We start from the raw sequence: 19,103 nt of genomic DNA, 5'->3' as shown, positions 1-19,103 counted from the left end.
TCGGGTGAGTGAACCGGCGGGTGACTTCGTCGAGGTCGCCGACGGTGACACCCGTTGGCGCTTCGAGCGCGAGTTCCTCACGTCGAACTGGCGATGCACCTTCGGAAACGGCTGCAAGGGCATCCTGCGTGAGGACGCGACCGCATTGAACCAGGGATGCTGTTCGCTCGGAGCGCACTTCGGTGACGGGCCCGCCGGTCAGGAGGAGGCGCGCCAACTCTCGGCGTACGTGTCCATGCTCACTCCGGACCAGTGGCAGTTCCACGACGTCGGCACGACCGAGCACCTCGCCACCCCGGCCTCGGACCCGCCTGGTACCGCCACCCTCGGGGAGGACCCGATCGACTCCGACGCGCAGGTCGGACCACGCCGCGTCCCCGGGTTCTACGACGATGCAGGACGCACGCGCACACGCGTGTTCGACGGTGCGTGCGTGTTCCTCAACCGACCCGGCTTCGACGGCGGGGAGGGCTGCGCGTTGCACATCGCCGCTCTCGCACACGGCGAGTCGCCGACGGAGTGGAAGCCGTCGGTGTGCTGGCAGTTGCCACTGCGCGTCGACTGGGCCCTCGTCGACGACACCGATCCCCACGGGCCCGAGACCGCGACCGTCCGTCGTTGGTCGCGCGCCGACTGGGGTGCACACGGCACGACCATGGCGTGGTGCTGCACCGAGCGATCCGAGGGCGGCGAGGCCTACTCCGGTGGGGAGCGGGTGGTCGACAGCCTCGCCGACGAACTGCAGGCCCTCGCCGGGGACGCCGTGTACGTCGAGCTCAGGAAGAAGTTCGCGCCGTGACCCGCGAGGTCCCCGGCGGGACACGCCCCGATCCGAGCGGGGCACGACTGCTCGTCGGGAGCCCGTGACGCCCAGCACTCGCTCCGTTCGAACGGCGCGCCGGTCGCTGCTGGCACTGACGCTCGCCGTCGGCGCGTGCGGTGGATCCGACTCGACGAGTCCGCTCGATCCCGCAGCCGCCGCTCGGGACGCACTGCTCGACGTGCGATCCGACGGGTGCGGACCACGGGTGGGGTTCGGCACCGCCACGCTCGTCGACGACACGCTTGCGCTCACCGCAGCGCACGTCGTGGCCGGAGCCGAATCGGTGTCGGTGATCGACCGGGACGGAGACGAACACGATGCACGGGTGGTCTGGTTCGACCCGTTGCTCGACATCGCGGCGTTACGCGTCGCACCGACCCTCGCCGTCCCGGTGGTCATCCAGCCGAGCGCATCGGACGACGAGGCCGAGCGCGGAACGGTGGCCGTGTCCCGCGGCGCATTCGACGATCGGGAGATCACGACGATCGACGTCGGCATCCCGCGGCACGTGAACGTCGCCACCACCGACATCTACCTCGACACCGACGTGGTCCGGCCCGGCTTCGAGGTCACCGGAGCGATCGAACCCGGCGACTCCGGGACGATGGTCGTGGCCTCCGACGGAGCCGCGGGAATCGTCTGGTCGCGGAGCAACATCACGCAGGGTCGGGCGTGGGCCGTCGACGTGCCCGACGACTTCCGGTCGTCGGCGTTCCGGGAGTCGCTCGATGCCGACGTGGCGGTCGGCCCCTGCCTCCGCTGACGCACAGCGAAGGCAGCGACCGCCTCTCCTCCACCGGCCCTCCCGCGACCTGTCAGTCACAATGTCACGATGCGGCGCGTTCGTCAAGCAAAACCTGCCGAGGAGAACCTGCGCGGTCAGACGCTCGGAGTGTGCGGAGCGAGCAGCGCGGTCATCACCACGCGCCACCGATCCGCGACGGCGGTGTGGTCGTTGCCCAGTTGGCGCCACATCACGTCGAGCCCCTCGAAACTGAACATCGTCACGAAGACATCCATCGCCACGGCGACCTCGGCGTCCGACATGGCGGCGATCTCCGGCGCGAACTGCTCCTCGAACTGTGAGCGCAGCAGGATCACCACGTTCGTCAGACCCTGTTGGATCTCGGGAACGACCGCCAGCTTGCGACGGGCGAGCATGCCGAACGAGTGCGTCAATGCCGAGACGCGTAGGCGCGACGCGATCATCTGGTCGATCCGGTGCTCGAGCGTGCCCTCTCCCTTGTCGAGGATCACGCGAGCAGGTTCGGCGCGCTCCATCACGGCGCGCACCGCGGCCAGTGAGAGGTCGGCGAGGTCGGTGAAGTAGCGGAAGACGGAACGCTCCGACACGCCCGAACGCTCCACGATCGACTCCATCGACGGCGACATGTCGCCCTCGTCGACCAACTCGATCAGCGCGTCGATGACCCGCTGCCGATTCCGCATCCGCAGGGCGACGCGCCCGTCGGCGACGCCGCGCGTGGTGCCGCTCGACGACGGCACCGTCGTCTCGGGGATGAGGTCGGCCATGGTCTGTGGTGCGCTCGACTCCGCCATCACGAGCTCACCCCCGAGGGGACGTGGGCCGGGCCGAGCACACGATCGGTGTAGGCGTTGGCGAACGTGCCGGTCGGGTCGAGATCGGCACGTGCGCTCTGGAACACGTGCCACTCGGGGTAGCGATCGGCCAGTGTGGCGGCGGTCTGGAAGTGCAGCTTCCCCCAGTGCGGCCGGCCGACGTGGTCGTTCATGATCTGCTCGACGGCCTGGAAGTACGCCTCGTACGGTGCACCGATGTACTGGTGGACTGCGATCCAGCCCGAGGCGCGGCCGTTCGCGGTCGACAGCGGGATGTCGTCGCCCTGCGAGACGCGCACCTCGATCGGGAACATCGGTGGGAACGGCAGCGACTTCACCATCGAGGCGATGCGGTCGAGAGCCTCGGGCACGGCCGGGAGCGGGACGCCGTACTCCATCTCGAGGAAGCGCACCCGGCGCGGGCTGCAGAAGATCTTGTCGCTGCGATCGACGAAGTCGCGCTCGGACGCGGCCGACGTGATCAGCTTGGCGATCTTCGGTGCCGCCGACGGGAATCGTCGACCGACGCGGCACACCGTGCCGAAGGCGAGGTTCTCGCCGATCCACTTGTCGCGGATGTACCCGACCCTCGACTGCGCAGCGAGCGGGGCGTCGGTTCGCGTGTTGCGCTTCACCTGCACGCGGCGGGCGCCGGGGAACCAGTAGAACTCGACGTGATCGGTGCTGTGCATGACCTGGTCGAAGTCGGCGAGGACCTTGGCCAGGGGCTCGATGGTCTCCACGGCGTGCAGCTTGAACGCCGGCACGCACCGCAGCGTGACCTCGGTGACGATACCCAGCGCACCGAGCCCGACCCGGGCGACGCGCAGGAGATCGGGGTCGTTCGACTCGTCAGAGCGTCGGATCGTGCCGTCGCCCGTGACGAGTTCGAGCCCGACGACCATCGAGGCGATGTTGCCGAGGCCCGCACCGGTGCCGTGGGTCGCCGTGGACATCGCACCGGCGATCGACTGGCGATCGATGTCCCCCAGGTTCGGCATCGCCAGACCGCGCCGTGCGAGTTGCTCGTTGAGTTCGAAGAGTCGGATCCCCGCCTGCACCGTGACGTCACGGCCGTCGGGGCCGCCGACGGCGATCACCCGATCCATGGCGTCGAGCGACAGGAGGTGACCGTCGGTCATGGCGACATCGGTGAAGGAGTGCGCTCCACCGATCACCTTCACGCGTTGGCCCACCTGCGCAGCGGTGCGCACGATGGCGGCGACGCCGTCCGTCGAGGTCGGCTCGTGGACCGCCGTCGGCACGCAGCGTTGGTTTCCGGCCCAGTTCCTCGTTGTCACGCCCACCTCCGAACCGTACCGCGGCACCGTGCGGTGGAAACCTCCGAGCACCCCACCGCCCATGCGGAGTCGGGCCGGGACCACGGCTCGGACGAGGACACGAACGACGACACGAGCGAGGTGGGGCGTCACCCGGAGAGACGACTCAGATCTCGCCGATCGCGGTCGCTGCCCGCTGGATCTCGGCGGGCGTCGTGGTGCAGTGGACGGAGAGTCGGACCAAGGAGGGAAGGCCACGCGCCTCCATGTCGGCGCGCGCGGAGCCGAGGAACGTCGACGACGCGTTGACACCACGGGTCGCGAGTCGCGAGACCACCTCGCCCGCATCGAGGGTCGGATGCGTCATCGTGACGATGCCACACTTCGCCACGCCGGCATCGTGCACCGACATCCCGCGCTCCACCAGTTGTTCGCGGAGCTCCTTCGCGCGCTGCGCGATCGTCGCCTGGATCCGGTCGACGCCCAACCGGAGGGCCACGTCGACCGCCGCTCCCAGCCCGAGCCACGCTGCGTGATTGTGCTCCCAGTACTCGTACCTGGTCGCTCCGGGAGCGAAGGTGTAGCTGTCGATCGCACTCCACTCGGCTCCGTGGTGATCGGGGTGTGCCGGAGCGAAGCGCTCGACGGCGCGACTGTGCACGAAGAGGAAACCGCTCCCCCGGGGGCCCCGGAGGTACTTTCGCCCGGTCGCCGACAACGCATCACAGCCGATCGACTCGACGTCGATGTCGAGCTGCCCCACGGCCTGGCATGCGTCGAGCAGGAACGGCACGCCGGCCGCCCGGGTGAGCGCGCCGACTCCCGCCGCCGGGTTGACGAGGCCACCGTTGGTCGGGATCCAGGCGAGCGACACGAGCGCGATGTCGTCGGGACGTTCGAGTGCCGACGCGAGTCGCTCGAGGTCGATCTGCCCGTGGGCGTCGGACGGGATCCGCTCGATCACCACACCGTGCACCTCGACGGCCCGGAGGAACGCGACCCAGTTCGCGCCGTAGTCGTGGTCGTGGGTGATGATCCGTTGCCAGGGACGCTTCGGGATGGCCCAGAACGCCGCGTTCCAGGCCGCCGTGGCGTGTTCCATCCGTGCCACCTCGTGGCGACGCCCGCCGATCATCGCCGCGATCGAGTCGTACACCGCCGCTTCGGCCTCGGCCGTTTCCTCCGCGGCCTCGTACCCGCCGATCCCGGCCTCGCGCCGCAGATGTCCGATCTGCGCGTCGAGGACCGACACGTCGGGCAGCGAGGAGCCGGCGTGATTGAGATGGATCAGATCGTCGGTACAGCCGGGCGTGTTCGCTCGGATCGCATCGATCTCGACGGGGGTGAACGGCACGGCCATCACATCAGCATGTCGCATGAAGCGCGACACGTGGTGCACCTCCGCAGGACGTCCCTGCAGCGCCCACCCCACCCCAGAACATGTCTTCCACTCATCCTGTACTTGTATTACACTTGTATTCTGGTCACGGAGGAGATGAGATGCGGGGGGCCATGGCCGAGACGGGGGAGTCGAGGAGGCGCAGGACGTGAGCACGACGATCGAACTGACCGTGATCGGGGTGGCGGCGATGCTGACGTCGATCCTCAGTGCCGTTGCCGGTCTCGGAGGCGGCGTGATCCTGCTCCTCGTGATCGCCCAGTTCGTCGCACCCACGACGGCCATCCCGATCCAGGGCGCGATCCAACTCGTGTCCAACGGGTCGCGTGCCGGCCTCCTGAGGCGGGACATCGCCTGGCCCGTCGTCGGGTGGAGTTCGATCCTCGTGCTGCCGGGAAGCGCCCTCGGGGTACTGATCGCCACGAGCCTTCCGCAGGACGCGATCCGCGTCGTGCTGGCGACCTTCGTGCTCGTGCTCGCGTGGCGTCCGGGCTGGTTGAAACCCAGGGCCGCGGGTACGGTCCCCGTCGCCGACCCGGCCCACTCGCCGTCCTCCGGACGACGCACGATGCTGCTCGGTCTGGGTGCCGCTTCGGGCCTCCTCAACACGACCGTCGGCGCCAGCGGACCGGTCACCTCGCCGTTCTACAGAGCCGTCACCGCGTCGCGCGTCGCGTTCGTCGCGACCGCCGCCACCACACAGGTGTCGGCACATGCGGCGAAGCTGATCGCGTTCGCCTCCGACGGCTGGAGCGCCGACGATCACACGGCGACGATCGCCGTGGGCATCGTCGGTGTCGCGATCGGGAGTCGGGTCGGCACGAGCCTGCTGGGTCGCATCTCGACCACGCACCTCGACCTGCTCTTCCGGGTCGTCCTCACGGCCCTCGCCGCACGACTCCTCGTGACCGCTGTCCTCTGAGCGTCAGCGCAGCCAGTTGTTCGGGATGGCCTTCTCGCACCATCGTCCGAAGCGCTTCCAGAACACACCCATCAGACGGTGCCAGACACCGAGCGCGCGTGCTCGGACGAACGTGTCGAGTTGGAGACGCAACAGAGTGGTGTTCGGATCGACTTCGTCCAGCCAGAACTGGAGACGCACCGGACGGAACAGCGCGTGGCTCACTGCATAGCTGCCGTAGAAGTACTGCAGATCCCGGTACTTCTCCTCGTCGATCTCGCCGAGCACGCCGGAGAACGACATCAGCGGACCGACGTGGGCGTTGTACACGCCCTCGTGGAACCCGCTCCGTCCTGCTGCGTCGCTGAGGAATTCCACCCGGAACGGAGGGATCTGGCCATCGATGAACGTGGCGGGATCACACAGCCACTGCCACACCTCCGAGCGAGGCCGGTCGATCGACCAGAGGTGCAGGTACTCGTCACGCACGAAACCGGGCGGCGGCTCGGCCGGCGACGGCTCGACGAGCAGGATGGGTCCGCGGTGACGGACCGGAGTGGCCGTTCCCGTGAAGACGGGTGTCGACGCGCCGGTCGTGCGGGGAGTCGTGGTCGTGGTGTCGGTCACGGTGCGGGCGTTCCCCCACCCGTCCGATCCGACACTCGCGGATCAGTTCGAGTCGGAGCTCGTGATGCCGGGGGCCATGTCGACGTCCGGGGCGGTCGGGTCGACGTCCTGCGCCGATGCCGGCGGCACCGTCTGGGTCGGGTCGGGCTCGACGAGCGCTTCGAGGATCGCGTTCTCGACCACCTCGGTGAGGGCCGGGTGGATGTAGAACACGCTGCGGGCGACGGTCTCGGCCGGCGTGTCGAGTTCCATCGCCTGGATGATCGGCTGGATCAACGTCGAGGCCTGAGGGCCCAGGATGTGTGCGCCGACGAACATGCCGGTCTCGGTGTTCACGATCACCTTCGCGAAGCTCGTCTCGTCGACGATCGCCCATCCGTACGCGGTACCCGCGTAGTCCCGCCTGCCGACGCTGATGGGGAGCCCCTGGGCGCGGGCATCCTGTTCGGTGAGGCCGACGCTCGCGACCTGCGGGTTCGAGAACACGGCTCCCGGCACGGCCTTGTAGCTCTGGTGGCGGATGTCGTCGGGGTGCGACAGGTTCCAGAACGCCACCGACGCCTCCGCGTTCGCCAGGTGCTTGAGTTGGTAGTTGTTCGCGATGTCACCGATCGCCCACACGCCCTCGACGTTGGTCGCCATCGTGTCGTCGACCTGCACGGTCCGCTGACGCGTGCAGTCCACGCCTCCGGCCTCGAGTTCGAGCAGGTCGGTGTTCGGTTGACGCCCGGTCGCGACCAGGAGTTCGTCCACGACGACACGCTCGCCCGCGACGGTGATCACGATCCCGTCGACCGTGCGTTCGACGTGGGTCGGAACGTGACCCAGTCGGACGTCGACGCGCTGGGAGAACATCTCGGTGAAGCGCGCCGCCACGTCGTCGTCGAAGCCACGCAACAGCCCCATCGACCGGTTGATCACGGTCACCTCCGAACCGAGCCCGGAGAACACGTGACCCATCTCGACGGCGATGAACCCGCCACCGATGATCCCCAGCCGCTTGGGCAGATGGGGGAGCCGCATGATCGTGTCCGACGTGTGGAACCCGGTCTCGACGAGCCCGGGGATCGGTGGTGTCACCGGGCGCGCGCCGGCTGCGAGCAGCACCCTCGGTGCACGGATGTGGCGCTGAGGACCGTCGTCGTTCATCTCCACGACGAACTGCTTGTCGCCGACGAATCGTGCGGTCCCTTCGAACAGCGTGATGTTCTCCGAACCCGAGGCCCGGTAGTCACGGCCGCCGGCGGAGATCGCATCGATGCGCCCGAACACGCGGTCACGAATCGCTGCGAAGTCGGCGCCGTTGAACTGCGTGTCGATGTTCAGCTTGGCGTTGTTGCGCGCCGCCAGCGCGGCATCGGCCGGGAGCACGAACATCTTCGAGGGGATGCACCCGACGTTGAGGCACGTCCCCCCGTAGACACCTCGTTCGACGATCGCGATCTTCCAGCCGTCGAGGTAGCTCGGAATCGAGTTGCCCGATCCGGACCCCACGATGATGAGGTCGAAGTCGTCGAAGATGGCATCGTTGTCGCTCACGCCGCAATCCAACCACAGCCCCACCGGTTTGCGTTGCCGGTCGAGATCAGCGGGCGCCGTCGGACGGATCCGATGCGAACGTGCCCACGAACGGTCACCGGGTTGGGCGGCGTCGGATGGCATCGGCAACAGTGGTGTCGTGTTCGAGCGACGGTCCGGTGACGGTTTCATGCGTTGCGGCGACGGCCACGTCCGGTGGGGGATCTTCGGGGCGGCGGGAGTCGTGTTCGTCGTGCGCGAGGACGACGAGCCGCGGGTGATGCTGCAGAAGCGATCCGCGATGGCGCACGAAGGGGGCACCTGGTCGTGCGCAGGCGGCGCGCTCGACCTGGGTGAGATGCCGTACGAAGGCGCACTGCGCGAGGCATCAGAGGAGGTCGGCGCCATCCCGGACGGTGCTCGCCTGCTCGGTCAGTACGTGTTCAATCCGTCGGCCGACTGGGCGTACACGACCGTGGTCGTCGAGGTCGACCGACGGTTCGGTGACTCCATCAACTTCGAGACCGATGCCGTGGGCTGGTTCACCGTCGACGAGGTGGCGGCACTGCCCGTCCACGCCGGATTCGCCGCCGCCTGGCCCCACCTCCTCGCGATCATCCATCCGGTGTCAGACACCGTTTGACAGACACCGTTCGACCGATCATCCATCCGGTGTCTGACACCGTTTGGATGATCCGGTGGGATGCCGACGGTGTCAGATGGGGGCTGGGGCGGCGCCGGAGCTGACGCCGACCAGGTGGGTGTGGTCGTTGTAGCGGGCCATCTTCCAGTTGTCGTCGCGGTCGACGATCCACTCGCTGATCGACGTGTTCATCGGACTCGTCAACGGGATGGACGACAACGTGACCGGGCCGCCCTGGGACGCACCGGGCCAGCGGCGCACGGCGGTGGCCATGATCACGCCACCGTGACACACGACCCAGATCGTGCGTCCCCACGCTTCGGACACCACGCGGTCGAGCGCCGAGGTGACCCGAGCCGTGAAGTCGGCACCCGATTCACCGCCGGGTGACAGCGGGTTCTCCCAATCCGTCCACGGCGCCCTGCCGTACTTGGCGCTGTACTCCGCCACGGTGAGCCCTTCGGCCTCACCCGATGTGCGCTCGATCAGGTCCGCGAACTGTTCGACCTCGACCCCGGTTCCCTCCGCGACGACCTCTGCGGTGTGCACGGCGCGTCGCATCGTCGACACCATCACGCGGTCGGGCCGCATCGACGGATCGGCCGCCAACCGGGTGCGCAACGCTTCGGCCTGCGCCACGCCCAGGTCCGTGAGCCCACCACAACTGTCCTGCCCCGACAGCCAGCCACCCGCGTTCGACGCCGACTCTCCGTGGCGGATCAGCACGATCCGCGCCAGGTCGGGGAACGGATTGCTGGTCGATTCGCTCATCGGATCATCATGGCGCGTCCGCCCGAGCACGCCCCACTCGCGACGTCACCGTCACCGACCCGACCACGTCGCTCACCGGCCCGACATCTCCGGTCGCCACCACGCCGCGACCCCGGACTGCGTGGCGGAAATCCGCCGGGGCCCGGCGTCGCCGCGGTCGTACGATCCACTCATGACGATCGACGACCGACCGGTGACGCGCACGGTCCACGGCGCCTGCCACCACGACTGTCCGGACTCGTGCGGGTGGACCGTCACGGTGCAGGACGGTCTCGTCGACGATCACGACTCGACCCCCACCCGAGCCGTCGCGGTCAAGTTGCGCGGCAACCCCGACCACCCCTTCTCCCGTGGCGAGCTCTGCCCCAAGGTCAACCGGTTCCTCGACCGGGTGTACGACCCGGAACGCATCCTGCACCCGTTGCGTCGAGTCGGCCCGAAGGGCTCGGGTGAGTTCGAACGCATCACCTGGAACGACGCACTCGCCGAGATCGGGACCCGGCTGAACGAGGTCATCGCCACGCACGGGCCCGAGGCCCTGCTCCCCTACTCCGACGCCGGCAACCAGAGCCTCCTGTCGATGTTCGGTGCGGGTGGCCGCTTCTTCAACCACCTCGGTGCGACGCAGTTGACCCGTGCGATCTGTGGCGTGGTGGTCGGCGCCGGCGCCTCGATGACGAACGGATCGGGGGCGAGCCTCGAAGCGACCGAGATGGTCCACTCGAAGCTGATCGTGCTGTGGGGAACCAACACCCGCCTCACCAATCGACATCTGTGGCCGACGATCGAGCAGGCGCGCCGCGACGGGGCGCGACTCGTCGTGATCGACCCGATCCGCACGCTCACCGCCGAGGCCGTCGACCCGGCACGCGGCGACCGGTTCGTCCAGCCGCTCCCCGGAACCGACATCGCGATGATGCTGGCGATGATGCACGTGATCATCCGTGACGAACTCCACGACGCCGACTGGGTGACCGACCACACGCTCGGTTTCGACGAACTCCGCGAGGCCGTCGCCGACTGGACACCCGCACGAGCCGCAGCCGTGTGCGGCCTCGACGCGGCGGTCATCGAGTCGCTCGCCGTCGACGTCGCCACCACCCCCGGCACCGCGCTGCGCACCCTGATCGGCCCCGAGCACCACGAGAACGGTGCCATGTTCTTCCGCACCCTAGCCTGCCTGCCGGCGCTGACCGGCGCCTGGCGCCACCGCGGCGGAGGGATGTCGCGCAGTGTCGGGTACTGGACCGAGAGTCAGATCGACTTCGACGCGTTGAATCGTCCCGACCTCACGCCGACGAACGCCGACGGGTCGCCGCCGCGCACCGTCAACATGAGCCGACTGGGGGAGGTCCTGACGACGATGGACGGGGTCGACCACTCGGCGATCCACGCGATGATCGTGTGGAACTGCAACCCGCTCGTCACCACGCCGAATGCCGAACTCACCCGTCGCGGTCTCGAGCGTGACGACCTGTTCACCGTCGTCCACGAGCAGTTCCTGACCGACACCGCCCGGTACGCCGACATCGTGCTGCCGGCCACGACCCAGATCGAAGCCGACGACATCGTGTTCCCCTGGGGGCACCTGTGGGTCGCCTACAACGAGGCCGCCGTGGCGCCGATGGGCGAGTCGTGCAACAACACCGAACTGTTCCGTCGGATCGCACGGTCGATGGGTCTCGACGAGCCCCTGCTCCACGACGACGACGAGACCCTGATGCGCGTCGCGCTCCCGACGATCGACATCGACGAACTCCGCAGCGAGCGCTGGATCCGGTCGCCGTACCCGACCGACGGTCGGCCGTTCGGCGACCCCGACGGCGACACGCCGATCCCCACACCGTCCGGTCGCGTCGAGTTCGCCTCCGACGTCCTCGAATCGATGGGTCAGCCGCGTGTGCCGACCTTCGTCCAACCCGTCGAGAGCATCGGCGGCGACCCGGCGCTCGCAGCCCGATTCCCCGTGCAACTGCTCACACCGAAGCACCACGCACGGTTCCTCAACTCCGGATACTCCCACCTGCCCGGACACGGGCCCGCCGAAGGAGCACCCTTCGTCGAGCTGTGTGCCTCCGACGCCGAGGAGCGGGGGCTGGTCGACGGCGACGTGGCGACGGTCCACAACGACCGTGCGTCGATCGAGGTCGCGGTGAAGGTGACGGATCGGCTGCGACCAGGCGTCGCAGCGGTCCCGTTCGGTTGGTGGGGCAGCCAGCACCGCGACGGCAAGGTCGCGAACTCGCTCACCAGCGACACGCTCACCGACTGGGGCGGCGGTGTGGCCTACAGCGACACCCTCGTCGAGATCACGCGCCGATGACGACCGGCCCGCACCACAGGTGGTTCTCGCAGCACCTGGCTCCCGACACGGACGTCGACGCCGATCGGTAGGTTCGATCCGTGACCGCGACCTCTGCCGACGTGTCGGGCCGATCGACCGTCGTCGACCGGCAGGCCCTCGCCGACCTGTTGCCCGTCGCGATCCCTGCGGTGCCGTTCGGCTTCGTCATCGGCCTGGCGATCACCGAGTCCGCCATGCCCGCATGGGTCGGCTGGCTGTCGGCACCACTCGTGTTCGCCGGAGCGGCACAGCTCGCGATGATCACTCTCGCCGGCTCGGCCTCGATCTGGGCGATCATCACCGCGGTGTTGGTCATCAACACCCGCCATCTGATGTACAGCGCCGCCATGGCGCCCTCGTTCCGCGAACAGCCGCGATGGATGCGCTGGTTCGCTCCGTTCCTGTTGGTCGATCAGGTCTTCGCCCTCGCCGCGCTGCAGACCCATCGCACACCCGCCGACTTCCGGCGCTACTACCTGACGGTGGCGATCACCCTGTGGATGGTGTGGAACACGGTCGTCCCACTCGGGATGCTGATCGGGCCGGTCGTGCCCGAAGCGTGGCGCCTCGACTATGCCCCGCCGCTGATGTTCGCCGGGCTGACGATGTTCGCCATCAAGCGGATCCCGGCCGGCGTCGCCGCACTCGTCGGGGGTTCGGTGTCGCTGGTCTCCGTCGGCCTCCGCGACCGGCTCGGCATCGTCGTCGGTGCCGTGGCCGGCGTGGCGGCAGGAGCGATCGCAGAGCAGATCATCGCGAACCGCCGGGTCGGAGCGACCCGTGCGTCCGACGAGCACGATCCGCCGGTGGCCTCGTGAGCATCACCGCTGCGCTGCTCGTGCTCCTCGCGGCCACGCTCGGCACCTACTTCGCGCGCAGCAGCCTGATCCTGCTCCTCGCCGATCGGGAACTGCCTGCGGGGATCGAACGCGCACTCGCCAACGTCGGTCCTGCCGTGCTCGCCGCCCTCACGATCAACCTCGCCGTCGGGAGCGACGGTCTCGGGTCAGTCGAGGTCGCCGAGGCGGCAGCGGTGCTGGTCGCAGCGGTCGTCGCGGCCTGGCGCCGCAACCTGATCTGGACCTTCGTCGCCGGCATGGCCACCCTCTGGATCCTCTCGGCCCTCACCTGACTCCCGGCCACCCCGCCACGTGAGGATCACCCCGCTCTGAGACGGGGCGTCGCTCACGTCCCCCACGCACCCACACTCCACGTGAGGATCACCCCGCCCCGGGACGGGGCGTCGCTCACGTCGACACCGGAGCGCGCTCGGAACGCAGGGGTAGTCTCGGCGCATGGCTGCGGAACTGATCTACGCGTTCCGGGTCATGCGCCTTCCGCTGCTCGACGCCGGCGGTTCCACCATCGGTCGCATCGAGGACCTGGTCGCCGTGCCCGGCCGACCGGCACGTCACGGCCGTCCTGCCGCAGCTCCCCGACTCGTCGGCTTCGTCGCCAGCAGCCAACGTCGTCGGATCTTCGTCAACGCCAACCGCGTCGCAGAACTCAACAGCGACGGAGCCCGCCTGAAGTCGTGGGACATCGACCTCAACCCCTTCAAGCCGCGTTCGGGTGAGGTGCTGATCGGTGCCGACCTGATCGACCGGCGGATCGGCGACGAAGCCGTCAGCGACATCGGCCTGCTCCCGATGAGCGACGGTCGCTCCACGTGGTGGGAGATCGACAAGGTGCGTCTCGCCCGACGCAACAGCCTCGGCCGACGATCGAGCTACCGGCTCGCCGATGCGAGTGCGGTCCCCGGGCTCTTCGACGACCCCACGGCGATGGAAGCCGAAGCCGCACGCCTCCGAGATTTCCACCCCGCCGAAGTGGCCGCCGTCGTCCGGGCACTCCCCGATTCCCAACGTCGCCTGCTCGCCGACGCCCTCGACGACCAGCGCCTCGCCGACGTCCTCGAGGAGTTGCCGGAGGAAGAGCAGATCCGGATCATCGAGGGCCTCGATCGCGAGCGCCTCGAGGGCATCTTCGACGAGATGGAGTTCGACGACGTCGCCGACCTGCTCGGCAAGATGACCGTCGCGCAGCAAGAGCAGATGCTCGACGCGATGGACGACGACGACGAGGAGGTCGTGCGTCGACTGCTGTCCTACGAGGAGGGCACCGCCGGCGGTCTGATGACGCCCGAGGTGATCATCCTCGACCCCTCCGCGACCGTGGCCGAGGCGCTGGCCCAGATCCGTGACCCGGACTGGGTGGTCAGCATCGCCACGCAGGTGTTCGTCTGCCAGCCTCCGTTCAAGACGCCGACCGGCAAGTTCCTCGGCGTGGTCCACATGCAACGACTGCTGCGTGAACCGCCGTCGATGGAGTTGCGCCACCTGATCGACGACGTGCCGACCCTCTCGCCCGAGACCAGCGACAGCGAGACCGCGGCCGAACTCGCGAGTTACGACCTGCTCGCGGTGCCGGTGTGCGACGGTGCGGGTCGTCTGCTCGGTGCGGTCACCGTCGACGACGTGATCGACCGCATGCTCGGCGAGCAGTGGCGCCAACGGCGGCGCCCGACCGCGCGGCCCAAGGCCACCGGCGTCGGGGGCAACTGATGAAGCGCCAGCAGGACCTGAGTGCACCTCGCACCCAACGGCGTTTCGGTGGTGTCCAGGTCGACACCGACGTGTTCGGTTCGTTCGCCGAGTCGATCGCGAGCTTCATCGGCACCGCCCGGTTCCTCGTGTACCAGACCGCGTTCATCACGGTCTGGATCCTGCACAACGTGTTCGCGCCGGACGCATTGATCTTCGACCCGTGGTCTCGAGGATTCACGCTGCTCACGCTGGTGCTGTCGATCCAGGCGGCGTACGCCGCGCCGCTGATCCTGCTCGCCCAGTCCCGTCAGGAACGTCGTGACCGCGTGATCAGTGAGATCGACCGTGACGTGGCGGAGCGCACGCAGAACGACACCGAGTTCCTCGCACGTGAGATCGCCAGTGTGCGCGTGTCGCTGAGCGACATGGTCACGGGCGAGTCGTTCGACGATCGTCTCGAACGCCTGACCGACATGATGGAGTCGTTCGGGCGCAAGGTCGATCAGCTGGCCGATCGGATCGAGCCGGCGGTCCCCGCCGGCAGCGCAGCAGCGATCGACGACACGAGTTCCACGGTCGCCGACGCGAACTGAGTCGGCTGCTCGAGCGCGCCGAGATGGTCCATCTCGACCTCGACCACCTTCGCCTTGAGCGCCGCCGCCAGCTCGCGCTGCTTCCGCGGTCGGACCAGGCGATCCTTCGTCGAGATCAGGATGCCTGCCGGCACGTCGATGTCGGACGCCCACTCGCGAGCGTCGTAGCGGCTGAGCGCCCTGCCCGCTTCGATCATCACACGCGGTTCGTTGCGCATCGTCTCGGCCACGATCCATCGACGGTGAGGCCACAGCGGAGTGGTCTCGTCGAGCAGGAAGTCGGTGCCCTTGCGGATCACCAGCGGCTGCGTCCACGACCGCAGCGCCACTCCCATCATCGGGAGCAGTCGCCACACCAGACGTTCGCGCAGCGTGGCGCGCCACTCGAGCGCGGTTGCCTGGACCACGAGACCAGACACGAGATCCGGATGTGCACGCGCGAGCAAAAGCGCGACCGGACCACCCATCGAGTACCCGAGTGCGATCACGGGTCCCACACCGAGTCGACGCAACACCGCCGCGGCATCGTCGGCGACGTCCTCGAGTTCGAACGGCTTCAAGGACCGCAGACCCCGTCCGTGGCCCCGATGGTCGATCCCGATGAACGAGCACACCTCGGCGAGGGCTTCGTACGCCCCGAGGAACTGCAGATCTGACGAAGCGGTCCATCCGTGCAACAGCATCACCGTCGGCGCCGACGGGTCGGGATGGACGTGGCGACGGATGAAGAACTCACCGCGGCCGTCGATGCGGACCACCTCGCCGGGCGGAAGCCACGGGGGCGGGGCGTCGGCGTGGGTCGCTGCGCCCGACGGGGCGGTGGTGGCGGGGTCGGTCGTCATGTCGTTCTCGTCCTTCGGTCATCGGTTCGCCCGCGTGGCGCAGGCGTGGCCGGGTTCAGCTGTTCGGCACGCCGGTGAATTCCTGCAGCCGTACCCCGAAGCGCACGATGTCACGCAGGATCGACGTCGTGTCCACGGACTCCTCGCCCGGGACCACCAGACCCGGGCGCATGCTGCCTCGGATCGTCGCCTCCACGTACGCGCACGCGGTTGCGGCGGCCGCCGTTGCGACCATCTCGGCGATCCCCCCGATCACGGTCATCCGTGCCCCTGACGCGTCGGCACCGCGGAGTTCCACTCGGCACGCACCGACACCACCTTCCTTGTGTGGTGGGGTCAACATCGGCAACCGTGACGTGAACCGGTCGCGTCGATTCGCCGACATGCGCGCCGTGATGCGCTCGACCTGGGGAAACGCTCGGTGCAGGACCATCGGTGCCGGCAACTCGGCCCGGTAGCAGTCGTATGCGCCGACCGGCTCGGGAAACCACACCAGTTCGCGACCGGTACCCGCACGCATGCTCGTGAAGGCGCCGTCGTCGAAGGCGACGGCGGTACCGGCCAGCGCCCGGTGGTGCTGACGCGCACATGCCGGGCCGGCCGTGCCGTGCAGGGCGAGGTGGATCTCGTCGATCGACGCGAACGAACCGGCGAGGTGTCGAGCCATCAGCCCCGTGAGGCCCGACCACATCCCGGCGCCCACGACGAGCACGGCATCGCGTGAGTCGGCACGGTCGCCCTCCTCGAGGAGTGCGGCCACGTCGTGGACCTGATCGCCGACCGACACGACGTGGATCCCCCGATCCAGGAGCGCCACCGCCGCCGGATGGTGTGGTCCCTGTTGAGCGAGGACCACCACGTCCACGCCGTCGAGTCGACGCGACGTGGCGAGATCGACGAGTCTCGAATCGACCGTGACGACGCTGCGACCGTCGTGCGCCAGCGCCAGGCGCTTCTCGACGCGGCGGGCCACCACGCCGGCGCCGACGATCGCCAGGCGCGGGCTCATGGGTCCGGGAGGTCCAGTGGTTGCCAGCCGCCGTGCTGCGGCGGCGTGCCGCCCGACCCGCCGATGCGGATGGCGGCAGCGGCGAGGAGGGTCGCGGTGAGCGCTGCAAGAACTCGTCGGACGAATTTCATCAGTGTGTACCGAGCTTCACGAGGCCCGACGGCGACACCGCGACTGCGGAGACGGATTCGAGAAGTGTGCTCGCCGCTCGGCGACTCCACGAACGGGCACGGTTGGTGGGGCTACCTGGAATCGAACCAGGGACCTCATCGTTATCAGCGATGCGCTCTAACCGACTGAGCTATAGCCCCGAACAGGTCGCGACGCTATCGGGTCGGTCGGAGATTGGCACCCGAGTCGTCGACGACCGCTTCTCGGTACATCGGTCCCGAGGAGTCGTGCAACAACGCCGGAATCTCGGGCTCCGGTCGACGCACGACGAAGCGTCGCATCGGCGAGGTCCGCGTCTCGACGACCTCCTCCTCGAGGACGGTGAAGCGCACACCACCGACGAGGTCGGTGATCAGGTTGAACAAGGTCGCCGCCAGCACCGCGAGGCCCGTGAGACCGATGACGACGAACAGGCCGGCGATCCACCCGGCGTGGTACAGCTCGCCTCCGTTGAACTCGAAGGTGTTCCAGCCGAAGGACTCGAAGAAGCGTTCGACGTTGTCGACCGTGCCGGTCGCATTGGCGACGTTCCACAACAGGACCGACGCGGTGAGCACGATCACGTACAACACCATGTGCGCCACGATCGCGATCTTGAACACACTCCACGGGTCGACGTGGCGGACCACCCGGGTGACCTTGCGGACCCGGGGTTTGCGACCCAGGACGCGAGGGACCTTCGCCGGGATCGGCACGGGCGCCGGGTCGTAATCGGCAGCGCGGCGAGGACGGCGGACCGCTGCGGTCGTGTCGTCCTGTGGTGCATGCGGCACGAACGGACCGTCGATGTCGGCCCGACGCAGCTCTTCGAGGATGTCGTCGGAGACGTCGCGCGATTCCTCGTCGACCTCGGTGTCCGGTGCGAGATCGACGTCGCCGACCCGGGTCAGCGCCTCGGGCTGCGCCGCCTCGGACGCCGGGTCCTCGGTCGCGGGAACGATCTGGGGTAGGACGTCGGCCTCGGCACCTGCCTCGTCGTCGTCATCGTCATCATCGTCGTCGAGGAGATCGACGGGTTCGGATTCGTCGACGTCGGTGTCCGTTGCGGTCGCCTCGTCGGTGTCCGCCTCGGCTGCCTCGATGTACGAGGCGTCGTCGTCGTCGAGGTCGTCTCCGGTGTGGACCACGATCACGGTGTGGTCGTCCAGGTCGGCGGCATCGAGGTCGGTGTCGTCGAGGTCGGTGTCGTCGAGGTCCGTGGCATCGAGGTCCGTGTCGTCGAGGTCGGTGTCGTCGAGGTCGGGATCGTCGACGGGCGTGCGATCTCGCGCATCGGTCGGGTCGGCGTCGTCCTCGTCGCCCGCTTCGAGGTCGGCGATCTCGAGGTCGAGATCGGCGTGTTCGATCGCCTGGTCGAACGCTGCGTCGAACTCCTCGTCCGTGAACAGTTCACCGAGCGCGTCGAGGTCACTGTCGGCGCTGAGGTCACGCTCGGTCTTGCTCACCCGCCCGAGTGTAGGCGCGCGCCGGGACGCGATCCCGTCACTTGCTCAGTGCGTGCCCGTCGCTCGTCACTTCGGGTGATGCGGTCATCAGGCACGATCACGGTGCGTTCGACGCTCGTGCGGTGGCCGTCACGTCACCCACGCGGACGACCACGGTCACCTCGAACGGCTCCGGACCGGCGAACCACTCCACCACCTCGGCACCGTGGCGTCGTGCGTAGTCCGACGCCGCGGAGCGACCACCGTCGAGCGACGCCAGCGCCGCGGCATCGGCTGCGGTCTGGGCACGGGTCCGCTCGATCGTGGTGCGTCCCATCGCGGCGATGGCCAGGACGATCACCACCAGCAGGACGGCGGTGACCGTGAGGACGAGGACGGCCGCCTGGCCGGTGTCGGTCGACGACGTCCCGCGACGTTCGGAAGCACGATGCTCGGCTTCACGATGCTCGGCTTCACGGCGTTCGGACGGACGACGCCGACGTCGGCATCGGTGGACTGCTCGACCAGCGTCGCAGTCCGATCGTCGGCGTCCGGTGAGGTCGGCTGACCAGGTGAACATGCTGCGCTCCCATCCCATCGGACCGCGCCTGCTCGTGGCAGGCGCGGTGTT

20 protein-coding genes and 1 tRNA gene are annotated in these 19,103 nt (G+C 68.5%); 9 read left to right on the top strand and 12 right to left on the bottom strand.

Going from position 1 to position 19,103, the window contains the following annotated elements:
* Positions 1-4 precede the first annotated feature (4 nt).
* Positions 5-799 (top strand): hypothetical protein, encoded by a 795-nt coding sequence (locus tag ABJK40_RS08085; protein WP_348481636.1) that lies wholly within the window; start codon positions 5-7, stop codon positions 797-799.
* A 64-nt stretch (positions 800-863) separates the two neighbouring features.
* Complete coding sequence (locus ABJK40_RS08080; protein ID WP_348481638.1) at positions 864-1,586, top strand: trypsin-like peptidase domain-containing protein; 723 nt, start codon at positions 864-866, stop codon at positions 1,584-1,586.
* A gap of 116 nt (positions 1,587-1,702) precedes the next feature.
* Here ABJK40_RS08080 and ABJK40_RS08075 read toward each other — a convergent pair whose 3' ends face one another.
* From ABJK40_RS08075 to ABJK40_RS08065, 3 genes are all read right to left on the bottom strand, one after another.
* Positions 1,703-2,356, bottom strand: a complete 654-nt coding sequence (locus ABJK40_RS08075) for a TetR/AcrR family transcriptional regulator (protein ID WP_348481640.1) — start codon at positions 2,354-2,356, stop codon at positions 1,703-1,705.
* A gap of 26 nt (positions 2,357-2,382) precedes the next feature.
* On the bottom strand, positions 2,383-3,711 hold the full coding sequence (locus ABJK40_RS08070) for a D-arabinono-1,4-lactone oxidase (protein WP_348481642.1): 1,329 nt from the start codon (positions 3,709-3,711) through the stop codon (positions 2,383-2,385).
* Between the two features lie 139 nt (positions 3,712-3,850).
* Entirely contained in the window at positions 3,851-5,044 is a 1,194-nt protein-coding gene (locus tag ABJK40_RS08065) for an aminotransferase class V-fold PLP-dependent enzyme (RefSeq protein WP_348481643.1), read from the bottom strand.
* Positions 5,045-5,231: 187 nt separating this feature from the next.
* On the opposite strand from ABJK40_RS08065, the gene ABJK40_RS08060 reads away from it, so the two are divergent.
* Positions 5,232-6,005, top strand: a complete 774-nt coding sequence (locus ABJK40_RS08060; RefSeq protein ID WP_348481645.1) for a sulfite exporter TauE/SafE family protein — start codon at positions 5,232-5,234, stop codon at positions 6,003-6,005.
* Between the two features lie 3 nt (positions 6,006-6,008).
* Here ABJK40_RS08060 and ABJK40_RS08055 read toward each other — a convergent pair whose 3' ends face one another.
* Together ABJK40_RS08055 and ABJK40_RS08050 are read right to left on the bottom strand one after the other, a co-directional pair.
* On the bottom strand, positions 6,009-6,611 hold the full coding sequence (locus ABJK40_RS08055) for a hypothetical protein (protein ID WP_348481647.1): 603 nt from the start codon (positions 6,609-6,611) through the stop codon (positions 6,009-6,011).
* A 42-nt stretch (positions 6,612-6,653) separates the two neighbouring features.
* Positions 6,654-8,150, bottom strand: a complete 1,497-nt coding sequence (locus ABJK40_RS08050) for a mycothione reductase (protein WP_348481649.1) — start codon at positions 8,148-8,150, stop codon at positions 6,654-6,656.
* A 139-nt stretch (positions 8,151-8,289) separates the two neighbouring features.
* Here ABJK40_RS08050 and ABJK40_RS08045 point away from each other — a divergent pair, with 139 nt between their 5' ends.
* A complete protein-coding gene (locus ABJK40_RS08045) occupies positions 8,290-8,772 on the top strand; it encodes an NUDIX hydrolase (RefSeq protein WP_348481651.1) in 483 nt (160 codons plus the stop codon).
* 72 nt (positions 8,773-8,844) lie between these two features.
* Here the strand turns inward: ABJK40_RS08045 and ABJK40_RS08040 are convergent, their stop codons facing one another.
* A complete protein-coding gene (locus ABJK40_RS08040; RefSeq protein WP_348481653.1) occupies positions 8,845-9,543 on the bottom strand; it encodes a histidine phosphatase family protein in 699 nt (232 codons plus the stop codon).
* Between the two features lie 172 nt (positions 9,544-9,715).
* Here ABJK40_RS08040 and ABJK40_RS08035 point away from each other — a divergent pair, with 172 nt between their 5' ends.
* The 5 genes from ABJK40_RS08035 to ABJK40_RS08015 all read left to right on the top strand — a co-directional run bounded on the left by ABJK40_RS08035 (position 9,716) and on the right by ABJK40_RS08015 (position 15,026).
* Positions 9,716-11,866, top strand: a complete 2,151-nt coding sequence (locus ABJK40_RS08035) for a molybdopterin-dependent oxidoreductase (RefSeq protein ID WP_348481654.1) — start codon at positions 9,716-9,718, stop codon at positions 11,864-11,866.
* A gap of 80 nt (positions 11,867-11,946) precedes the next feature.
* The gene (locus ABJK40_RS08030) at positions 11,947-12,705 is read left to right on the top strand and encodes an AzlC family ABC transporter permease (protein WP_348481656.1); all 759 of its coding nucleotides are present in this window, start codon (positions 11,947-11,949) and stop codon (positions 12,703-12,705) included.
* Positions 12,702-13,019, top strand: a complete 318-nt coding sequence (locus ABJK40_RS08025) for an AzlD domain-containing protein (protein WP_348481658.1) — start codon at positions 12,702-12,704, stop codon at positions 13,017-13,019. Before ABJK40_RS08030 ends, ABJK40_RS08025 begins: the two co-directional genes overlap by 4 nt.
* Positions 13,020-13,182: 163 nt before the next feature.
* On the top strand, positions 13,183-14,451 hold the full coding sequence (locus tag ABJK40_RS08020) for a CBS domain-containing protein (RefSeq protein WP_348481660.1): 1,269 nt from the start codon (positions 13,183-13,185) through the stop codon (positions 14,449-14,451).
* Positions 14,451-15,026 (top strand): DUF1003 domain-containing protein, encoded by a 576-nt coding sequence (locus ABJK40_RS08015; RefSeq protein ID WP_348481662.1) that lies wholly within the window; start codon positions 14,451-14,453, stop codon positions 15,024-15,026. The genes ABJK40_RS08020 and ABJK40_RS08015 overlap by 1 nt, the downstream gene beginning before the upstream one ends.
* Here the strand turns inward: ABJK40_RS08015 and ABJK40_RS08010 are convergent.
* The 6 genes from ABJK40_RS08010 to ABJK40_RS07985 all read right to left on the bottom strand — a co-directional run bounded on the left by ABJK40_RS08010 (position 14,936) and on the right by ABJK40_RS07985 (position 19,052).
* A complete protein-coding gene (locus tag ABJK40_RS08010) occupies positions 14,936-15,868 on the bottom strand; it encodes an alpha/beta hydrolase (RefSeq protein ID WP_348510221.1) in 933 nt (310 codons plus the stop codon). The genes ABJK40_RS08015 and ABJK40_RS08010 overlap by 91 nt on opposite strands.
* Before the next feature lie 55 nt (positions 15,869-15,923).
* The gene (locus ABJK40_RS08005) at positions 15,924-16,877 is read right to left on the bottom strand and encodes a hypothetical protein (protein WP_348510220.1); all 954 of its coding nucleotides are present in this window, start codon (positions 16,875-16,877) and stop codon (positions 15,924-15,926) included.
* Positions 16,874-17,008 carry a hypothetical protein gene (locus ABJK40_RS08000; protein ID WP_348482263.1) on the bottom strand — a complete coding sequence of 45 codons (135 nt, stop codon included), beginning with the start codon at positions 17,006-17,008 and terminating at the stop codon, positions 16,874-16,876. Before ABJK40_RS08000 ends, ABJK40_RS08005 begins: the two co-directional genes overlap by 4 nt.
* A gap of 103 nt (positions 17,009-17,111) precedes the next feature.
* A tRNA-Ile gene (locus ABJK40_RS07995) sits at positions 17,112-17,188 on the bottom strand.
* Positions 17,189-17,203: 15 nt separating this feature from the next.
* Complete coding sequence (locus ABJK40_RS07990; RefSeq protein ID WP_348482265.1) at positions 17,204-18,493, bottom strand: DUF3566 domain-containing protein; 1,290 nt, start codon at positions 18,491-18,493, stop codon at positions 17,204-17,206.
* A 97-nt stretch (positions 18,494-18,590) separates the two neighbouring features.
* A complete protein-coding gene (locus ABJK40_RS07985; protein WP_348482267.1) occupies positions 18,591-19,052 on the bottom strand; it encodes a pilus assembly protein TadG-related protein in 462 nt (153 codons plus the stop codon).
* Between the last annotated feature and the right edge of the window lie 51 nt (positions 19,053-19,103).

It is taken from the genome of Ilumatobacter sp., from assembly GCF_039969435.1.
Classification (GTDB): Bacteria; Actinomycetota; Acidimicrobiia; order Acidimicrobiales; family Ilumatobacteraceae; genus Ilumatobacter_A.
Note: the sequence above shows the minus strand (reverse complement) of the source record. Positions and strands in the feature narration are given on the sequence as shown.

What these genes read in the sequence shown, in the direction of transcription:
- ABJK40_RS08005 (WP_348510220.1), bottom strand. Translation starts at nt 16,877, where the DNA reads ATGAGCCCGCGCCTGGCGATCGTCGGCGCCGGCGTGGTGGCCCGCCGC.
- ABJK40_RS08075 (WP_348481640.1), bottom strand. Translation starts at nt 2,356, where the DNA reads ATGGCCGACCTCATCCCCGAGACGACGGTGCCGTCGTCGAGCGGCACC.
- ABJK40_RS08020 (WP_348481660.1), top strand. Translation starts at nt 13,183, where the DNA reads ATGGCTGCGGAACTGATCTACGCGTTCCGGGTCATGCGCCTTCCGCTG.
- ABJK40_RS08015 (WP_348481662.1), top strand. Translation starts at nt 14,451, where the DNA reads ATGAAGCGCCAGCAGGACCTGAGTGCACCTCGCACCCAACGGCGTTTC.
- ABJK40_RS08000 (WP_348482263.1), bottom strand. Translation starts at nt 17,008, where the DNA reads ATGAAATTCGTCCGACGAGTTCTTGCAGCGCTCACCGCGACCCTCCTC.
- ABJK40_RS08065 (WP_348481643.1), bottom strand. Translation starts at nt 5,044, where the DNA reads ATGGCCGTGCCGTTCACCCCCGTCGAGATCGATGCGATCCGAGCGAAC.
- ABJK40_RS08010 (WP_348510221.1), bottom strand. Translation starts at nt 15,868, where the DNA reads ATGACGACCGACCCCGCCACCACCGCCCCGTCGGGCGCAGCGACCCAC.
- ABJK40_RS08040 (WP_348481653.1), bottom strand. Translation starts at nt 9,543, where the DNA reads ATGAGCGAATCGACCAGCAATCCGTTCCCCGACCTGGCGCGGATCGTG.
- ABJK40_RS07985 (WP_348482267.1), bottom strand. Translation starts at nt 19,052, where the DNA reads ATGTTCACCTGGTCAGCCGACCTCACCGGACGCCGACGATCGGACTGC.
- ABJK40_RS08035 (WP_348481654.1), top strand. Translation starts at nt 9,716, where the DNA reads ATGACGATCGACGACCGACCGGTGACGCGCACGGTCCACGGCGCCTGC.